Annotated in this window: 10 protein-coding genes; all 10 read left to right on the top strand. The window is 73.5% G+C overall.

Annotated features, from left to right (window positions below; translation table 11 throughout):
• The coding region (locus CCN44_RS39255) for a DUF742 domain-containing protein (protein WP_143650355.1) at window positions 1-166 on the top strand (166 nt) is incomplete at its 5' end.
• Complete coding sequence (locus CCN44_RS39260) at window positions 144-743, top strand: GTP-binding protein (RefSeq protein WP_059254623.1); 600 nt, start codon at window positions 144-146, stop codon at window positions 741-743. The genes CCN44_RS39255 and CCN44_RS39260, both read left to right, overlap by 23 nt.
• Before the next feature lie 61 nt (window positions 744-804).
• Window positions 805-1,380: a GAF domain-containing protein gene (locus CCN44_RS39265; RefSeq protein WP_059254624.1), complete on the top strand. Its 576-nt coding sequence runs from the start codon at window positions 805-807 to the stop codon at window positions 1,378-1,380.
• A 163-nt stretch (window positions 1,381-1,543) separates the two neighbouring features.
• Window positions 1,544-2,572: an L-threonine 3-dehydrogenase gene (tdh, locus tag CCN44_RS39270; RefSeq protein WP_059254625.1), complete on the top strand. Its 1,029-nt coding sequence runs from the start codon at window positions 1,544-1,546 to the stop codon at window positions 2,570-2,572.
• A gap of 51 nt (window positions 2,573-2,623) precedes the next feature.
• Window positions 2,624-3,817 carry a glycine C-acetyltransferase gene (locus CCN44_RS39275; protein WP_059254626.1) on the top strand — a complete coding sequence of 398 codons (1,194 nt, stop codon included), beginning with the start codon at window positions 2,624-2,626 and terminating at the stop codon, window positions 3,815-3,817.
• A gap of 31 nt (window positions 3,818-3,848) precedes the next feature.
• Window positions 3,849-4,751: a LysR family transcriptional regulator gene (locus tag CCN44_RS39280; RefSeq protein WP_059254627.1), complete on the top strand. Its 903-nt coding sequence runs from the start codon at window positions 3,849-3,851 to the stop codon at window positions 4,749-4,751.
• Window positions 4,752-4,797: 46 nt separating this feature from the next.
• Window positions 4,798-5,364, top strand: a complete 567-nt coding sequence (locus tag CCN44_RS39285) for a helix-turn-helix domain-containing protein (RefSeq protein ID WP_059254628.1) — start codon at window positions 4,798-4,800, stop codon at window positions 5,362-5,364.
• Window positions 5,361-5,882, top strand: a complete 522-nt coding sequence (locus CCN44_RS39290; RefSeq protein WP_086703871.1) for a GNAT family N-acetyltransferase — start codon at window positions 5,361-5,363, stop codon at window positions 5,880-5,882. Before CCN44_RS39285 ends, CCN44_RS39290 begins: the two co-directional genes overlap by 4 nt.
• Window positions 5,883-5,912: 30 nt before the next feature.
• Window positions 5,913-6,272, top strand: a complete 360-nt coding sequence (locus tag CCN44_RS39295) for an MmcQ/YjbR family DNA-binding protein (protein WP_059254630.1) — start codon at window positions 5,913-5,915, stop codon at window positions 6,270-6,272.
• A gap of 103 nt (window positions 6,273-6,375) precedes the next feature.
• The coding region (locus CCN44_RS39300) for an MFS transporter (protein ID WP_086703873.1) at window positions 6,376-7,537 on the top strand (1,162 nt) is incomplete at its 3' end.

Consider the following 7,537-nt stretch of genomic DNA (forward strand, 5'->3'; position numbering starts at 1 on the left):
CGAGGTCGCCGCCCAGCTGAAACTGCCCGCCGTGGTCACGAAGGTGCTCCTCTCGGACCTGGTCGACTGCGGTGCGCTGACCACCAAGCCACCCGTCTACCACCACACACCCACTGACCGGTCTCTGCTGGAGGCAGTGCTCGATGGACTACGACGACAGCTCTGACCCGTTCCCGACCGCGCTCAAGATCCTGGTGGCGGGCGGGTTCGGGGTCGGCAAGACGACCTTCGTGGGCGCGGTCAGCGAGATCGCGCCGCTCAGCACGGAGGAGCTGCTCACCACGGTCAGTGTCGGCACGGACAGTCTCGACGGCGTCGAGAACAAGATGGAGACCACGGTCGCCATGGACTTCGGCCGGATCACCCTCGATCCGGAGCACGTCCTGTACCTGTTCGGCACGCCCGGGCAGGAGCGGTTCTGGTTCATGTGGGACGAGCTGTCCGAGGGCGCCCTCGGCGCGGTGATCCTCGCCGACACCCGGCGCCTCCAGGACTGCTTCGCCGCCGTGGACTTCTTCGAGGAGCGCGGGCTCGCCTTCATCGTCGCCCTCAACGAGTTCGACGGCGCCCACCGCTACGACCCCGACGAGGTGCGGGCCGCCATCGACCTCGACCCGGCGATCCCGGTGGTGCGCTGCGACGCCCGGATCTCCAGCTCCGGCGTCCAGACCCTGCTCGTCCTCGTACGCCACCTCCTCGCCCACGTCCCGGCGACCGCGCCCAGCCACGGCGCCCACATGTGATCCCGCCCTACCTCCCACGGAGCCGCCCTATGAGGTACGCCCACAGCGCCGGAGCCCGGCCATGAGCTACGAGCCGCCCCGGCCGATCCGGGGGCTGCTGCTCACCCCCGAGGACAAGGAGGCCCCCGCCCGCGTCCACCGGCTGCGCCGACTCGGCCTGGCGGACCGGCCCGACCCGGCGCTCGACGCCTTCGCCGGCCACCTCGCCCAGCTCACCGGCGCGCTCTACGCCATGGTCAACTTCATCGGCGAGGACCACCAGTTCTTCGCGGGCCTGAGCGCCCCCGTCACGGCCCCGGTCGTGCGGGACGACGGCACCAGGGCCGCGATCGGCCGGGTGCTGCCGCGCGACCACGGCTTCTGCCCCCATGTGGTGGTGCGCCGCAAGGCCCTGGTCCTGGAGGACGTCCGCGACTACCCCCGGTTCGCCGGCAACCCGGTCGTCGACGGGTACGGCATCCGCTCCTACCTCGGCGCCCCGCTCATCGACAGCTCCGGCATGGCGCTCGGCACCGTGTGCGCCGCCGACACAGCGCCCCGCGCCTGGGGCAGGCCGGGCCTGGAGACCATCAAGGCGCTCGCCGCCGACCTCGTCGTACGCCTCGAACGGAGCGCCGAGGACGGATTGCCCCTGTGACCCGCCGGGAGGCGTGTAGGAAAGCTGAGGCGCCGGTTAAGAAAAGCTCGATGGACCCCGGCCCCCGCATACGGCAGATTGCAGGGTGATTCCACCCCTCTGACCCGGTGCGGGCCCCTCATGTCTGCCCGCGCGCCGGGCCTCACTCACAGGAGCCGTTGCGTTGAAGGCGCTGGTCAAGGAGAAGGCGGAGCCGGGACTCTGGCTGACGGACGTCCCGGAGCCCGCCATCGGCCCCGGTGACGTCCTGATCAAGGTCATGCGGACCGGTATCTGCGGCACCGACCTGCACATCCGGGCCTGGGACGGCTGGGCCCAGCAGGCCATCCGCACGCCCCTCGTGGTCGGCCACGAGTTCGTGGGACAGGTCGTCGAGGTCGGCCGGGACGTGACCGACATCCGCATCGGCGACCGGGTCAGCGGCGAGGGCCACCTGGTGTGCGGCAAGTGCCGCAACTGCCTGGCCGGCCGCCGCCACCTGTGCCGGGCCACCGTCGGCCTCGGCGTCGGCCGCGACGGCGCCTTCGCCGAGTACGTCGCGCTGCCCGCGTCCAACGTCTGGGTGCACCGCGTCCCCGTCGACCTCGACGTCGCCGCGATCTTCGACCCGTTCGGAAACGCCGTGCACACCGCGCTCTCCTTCCCGCTGGTCGGCGAGGACGTCCTGATCACCGGCGCGGGCCCGATCGGCCTGATGGCCGCCGCCGTGGCCCGGCACGCCGGCGCCCGCAACGTGGTCGTCACCGACGTCAGCGAGGAGCGCCTGGACATCGCCCGCAAGATAGGGGTGAGCCTCGCCCTGAACGTCGCGGAGTCCACCATCGCCGACGGACAGCGCGAACTGGGACTGCGCGAGGGCTTCGACATCGGCCTGGAGATGTCCGGCCGCCCCGAGGCCATGCGGGACATGATCGCCAACATGACGCACGGCGGCCGGATCGCCATGCTCGGCCTGCCCGCCGAGGAGTTCCCGGTCGACTGGGCCCGGATCGTCACCTCGATGATCACCATCAAGGGCATCTACGGCCGCGAGATGTTCGAGACCTGGTACGCGATGTCGGTGCTGCTGGAGGGCGGCCTGGACCTCGCCCCCGTGATCACCGGCCGCTACGGCTACCGCGACTACGAGGCGGCCTTCGCGGACGCGGCGAGCGGCAAGGGCGGCAAGGTCATCCTGGACTGGACCGCGTAACCCGCAGCACGCGCACCCTCCCTCACCCCGTCAGAACCTTCAGGAGCCCCCATGTTCGACACCGTCCGCGACGACCTGCGCGCCACCCTCGACGAGATCCGCGCCGCCGGCCTGCACAAGCCCGAGCGGGTCATCGACACCCCGCAGTCCGCGACCGTGAACGTCACCGCCGGCGGCCGTCCCGGCGAGGTCCTCAACTTCTGCGCCAACAACTACCTCGGCCTCGCCGACCACCCCGAGGTGATCGCCGCCGCCCACCAGGCCCTGGACCGCTGGGGCTACGGCATGGCCTCCGTGCGCTTCATCTGCGGCACCCAGGAGGTGCACAAGGAGCTGGAGGCCCGGCTGTCGGCCTTCCTCGGCCAGGAGGACACCATCCTGTACTCCTCCTGCTTCGACGCCAACGGCGGTGTCTTCGAGACCCTCCTCGGCGAGGAGGACGCGGTGATCTCCGACGCCCTCAACCACGCCTCCATCATCGACGGCATCCGGCTGTCCAAGGCCCGCCGCTTCCGCTACGCCAACCGCGACCTCGCGGACCTGGAGGCGAAGCTGAAGGAGGCGTCCGACGCGCGCCGCCGGCTGATCGTCACCGACGGCGTCTTCTCCATGGACGGCTACGTGGCGCCGCTGAGCGAGATCTGCGACCTCGCCGACCGCTACGACGCCATGGTCATGGTGGACGACTCGCACGCCGTCGGCTTCGTCGGCCCGACCGGCCGGGGCACGCCCGAGCTGCACGGCGTCATGGACCGGGTCGACATCATCACCGGCACCCTCGGCAAGGCCCTCGGCGGCGCCTCCGGCGGCTACGTCGCCGCCCGCGCCGAGATCGTCGCCCTGCTGCGCCAGCGCTCCCGCCCCTACCTGTTCTCCAACACCCTCGCCCCGGTGATCGCCGCCGCCTCCCTGAAGGTCCTCGACCTGCTGGAGTCCGCCGACGACCTGCGGGTCCGGCTCGCCGAGAACACCAAGCTGTTCCGCAGCCGGATGACCGAGGCGGGCTTCGACGTCCTCCCCGGCGACCACGCCATCGCCCCCGTCATGATCGGCGACGCCGCCGAGGCGGCCCGCATGGCCGAACTGCTGCTGGAGCGCGGGGTCTACGTGATCGGCTTCTCCTACCCGGTCGTCCCGCAGGGCCAGGCCCGCATCCGGGTCCAGCTGTCCGCCGCACACTCGACGGACGACGTCAACCGCGCCGTCGACGCGTTCATCGCGGCGCGCGCCGAGCTGGCGGTCTGACCAGGGCGGACGACCGGGGATAATTGAGGTCATGATCGAGGCACGGCGGCTCCACATCCTCCGTGCGGTGGCCGACCACCGCACGGTCACGGCGGCAGCCGCCGCGCTGTACCTCACCCCCTCCGCCGTCTCCCAGCAGCTGACGGCTCTGGAGCAGGAGACCGGCCACCGCCTGGTCGAGCGCGGCGCCAAGGGCGTACGGCTCACCCCGGCAGGCGAGATCCTGCTCAGCCACACCAATGCCGTCCTCGCCCAGCTGGAGCGGGCCGAGGCCGAGCTGGCCGCCTACGGCTCGGGCGAGGCGGGCACGGTCACCGTGGCGGCCTTCGCGACCGGTATCGCCCAGGTCGTGGCCCCGGCCGTGGCCCGCCTCGCCGGGTCCGCCCCCGGCATAAAGATCCGGGTCCAGGACGCGGAGGGCGACGCCAGCCTGCCCATGGTGCTGGACCGGCAGGTCGATGTCGCGGTCGCCGTCGAGTACCGGGGCGCGCCGTCCGCCGACGACCCCCGCCTGACCCACGTGCCGCTCTACGCCGAGCCGTTCGACGCCGTCGTGCCGGTGGGGCACCGCCTGGCGGACGCCCCCGAGGTGCCCCTCGCCGAACTGGCCAAGGACCCGTGGATCGGCCCGTACCCCGGCAACCCCTGCCACGACGTGGTGGTGCTCGCCTGCGAGAGCGCCGGCTTCCAGCCCCGCCTCGAACACTCCTCCGACGACTTCCGCGCCGTCGTCGCCCTCGCCTCGGCCGACGCCGGTGTGGCGCTCGTACCGCGTTCCGCGCTGCGCGGCATGGACCTCACGGGTGTGGTCGTACGCCCCGTCGACGGCGTGGCCCCGACCCGGCGGGTCTTCGCCGCCGTCCGCCGTGGCGCCGAGGGGCACCCGCTGATCCGCCCGGTGCTGACGGCGCTCGGCGAGGCCGCCCAGGCGTGAGGCTTCTGTAACCTCGCCGTCTCATGTCCGGGATAGCGTCCCGCATATGAGAAGCGAGGAACCCGTCGATCTCCTCCTCGGCGCCCGGCTGGCCGAACTGCGCGCCCAGCACGGCTGGTCCCTGGGCGAGCTGGCGGAGCGCAGCGGAGTCAGCCGGTCCACCCTGTCCCGCGCCGAGCGCGCCGAGACCAGCCCCACCGCCGCCCAGCTGAACCGGCTCTGCCATGTCTACGGCCGCACCATGTCGCAGCTGCTCAGCGAGGTCGAGGCGGCACCGGTTCCGCTGGTCCGGGCCGCCGAGCAGCAGGTGTGGGAGGACCGCGCCTCCGGCTTCGTCCGCCGGTCCGTGTCCCCGCCGCACAGCGGACTGCGCGGCGAACTGGTCGAGGGTCGGCTCACCCCCGGCGCGGACCTCGCCTACGACCGCCCGCCCGTGCCCGGCCTCGAACAGCACCTGTGGCTGCTGGCGGGAGCCCTGGAGGTGACGGCCGGGGAGCGGACCCACCGGCTCGACGCGGGCGACTGCCTGCGGATGCGCGTCACCGGTGCGACCCGCTTCCGCTGCCCCGGTCCGACCGAGGCACGCTACGTCCTGGCGGTGGTCCGGCCATGAGGGTGGAGCACTGGACCGGCGCCCAGGTGCACGACCGGGCCGACGACCTGGCGGCGCTGCTGACCGACACCGTGGCCGCGGGCGCCTCCGTCGGCTTCCTCGCGCCGCTCGGGCACGCGGAGGCGGTCGCCTGGTGGCGGGAGCGGGCGGCGGCCACGGCGGCGGGCCGACTCGCCGTCTGGACGGCCCTGGACCCCGCGGACCGGGTCACCGGCACGGTCGGCCTGGCCTTCCCCGACAAGCCGAACAGCGGGCACCGCGCCGAGCTGGTCAAGCTGATGGTGCACCGCTCGGCCCGGGGCCGGGGCCTCGGCCGCCTTCTCCTCACCACCGCCGAACGGGCCGCCGCTGCCGCCGGCCGCACCCTGCTCCACCTCGACACCGAGACCGGCAGCCCCGCCGAGCAGCTGTACCGCTCGGCCGGCTGGACCGAGGCCGGCACCATCCCCGACTACGCGGCGAGCCCGGCGGGCGAGTTGCGGCCGACGACGCTGTACTACAAGCGGCTCGGAGGCTGATTGTCAGTGGTGGGGGCTACCGTGCGAGACATGCCGGATGCAGAAGCCGTACGCCGAATCGCCCTGTCCCTGCCGGACACCACGGAGAAGATCGCCTGGAGCATGCCCACGTTCCGGGTCGCCGGGAAGATGTTCGCGACCCTGCCCGAGGACGAGACGTCCATCGCCGTGCGCTGCCCCAAGGTGGAGCGCGACGAACTGGTGCTGGCCGAGCCGGAGAAGTTCTGGATCGCCGACCACGAGGCCCAGTTCGCCTGGGTGAGAGCGAGACTCGCCGCCCTGGAGGACGAGGAGGAGCTGCGGGACATCCTGGCCGACTCCTGGCGCCAGGCCGCCCCGACCCGACTCCTCGACGCCCACCCCGAGTTGGGGCTCCCGCCGGGGGCCTGAAAACCCCGGCGGAGGCGCGGCCGGGGGTGGCATGATCCCGCGCGTCGGCAGGCAGGGCGGCCACCGGCCGGTGACGGCCGCCCGGGGGAGGGGAGCACTCGGCATGACCGGAACGGACGCGCGGCGCGACACCGCCGCCCGGGGTGCGGCGCGGGCGGCGGCCGGTTCCCCGGCGGTCTGGTCGCGGGACTTCGCCCTGTTCTTCGCGGCCCGGGCCGTCGCCCGCCTCGGCGACACCATGCTGCCCGTCGCCCTCGCGGCCGGCCTGCTGGAGCACGGGTACGGCGCGGGCGCGGTCGGCCTCGCCATGGCCTCCACGGCCGCCGCGTTCGCCGGGCTGGTCGTCTTCGGCGGGGTCGTCGCCGACCGGTTCAGCACCCGCAAGCTGATGATCGGCGCCGACCTGGTCCGGCTCGGCGCCCAGGCTCTCGCCGCGGGGCTGTTCTTCACCGGGCACGTGGTGCTGTGGCAGATCTGCGCCATCGGCTTCGTCAACGGCGTGGCCGGCGCGGTCTTCCAGCCGGGCGTGGCCAGCACTGTGCCCCGGCTGGCCGCCGACGTCCAGGGCGCCAACGGTGCCATCCGGATCGCCGAGTCCGCCGCCCAGCTCGCCGGCCCCGCCGTCGCCGGCGTCCTGGTCGGCCTGGCCTCGCCCGGCGGTGTCTTCGCCGCGCACGCCACCACGTACGCGCTCAGCGCCCTGTGCCTGCTGCTGCTCCGGCTGCCCCCGCTCCCCGCCGGCCCCCGGGCCGCGACCGGCTCCGCGCTGCGTGCCTTCCGCGCCGATCTGGCCGACGGCTGGCGGGAGTTCCGCTCCCGGGCGTGGCTGTGGGGCGTGATCGCCGTCTGGTGCCTCTACATGATCGCCGTCTGGGGCCCCACCGTCCCGCTGGTGGCGACCGAGGTCGTTCGGCACCACGGCCCGGGCGCCTACGGCCTGGTCAACTCGGCCCTCGGCGTGGGCACGGTGATCGGCGGCCTGCTCGCCCTGCGGCTGCGCCCCCGCCGGATGCTCCGCGCGGGCGCGTTCTCCCTGTTCGCCTTCTTCGGCTTCCCGGCGGCCGTCGGGGCGGGCCTCGGGGTGCCGGCCATGGCGGCCGGGGCGGCGCTCGCCGGTGCCGGGATGTCGTTCTGGGGCGTGATGTGGGCGACGACCGTGCAGACGCAGGTCCCGGCCGACGTCCTGAACCGTATCCACGCCTACGACGTGGCCGGCTCCCTCGCCATGATGCCGGTCGGCCAGGCCCTCGCCGGCCCGGCGGCCG

This window comes from Streptomyces tricolor (assembly GCF_002155905.1).
GTDB classification, from domain to species: Bacteria; Actinomycetota; Actinomycetes; order Streptomycetales; family Streptomycetaceae; genus Streptomyces; species Streptomyces tricolor.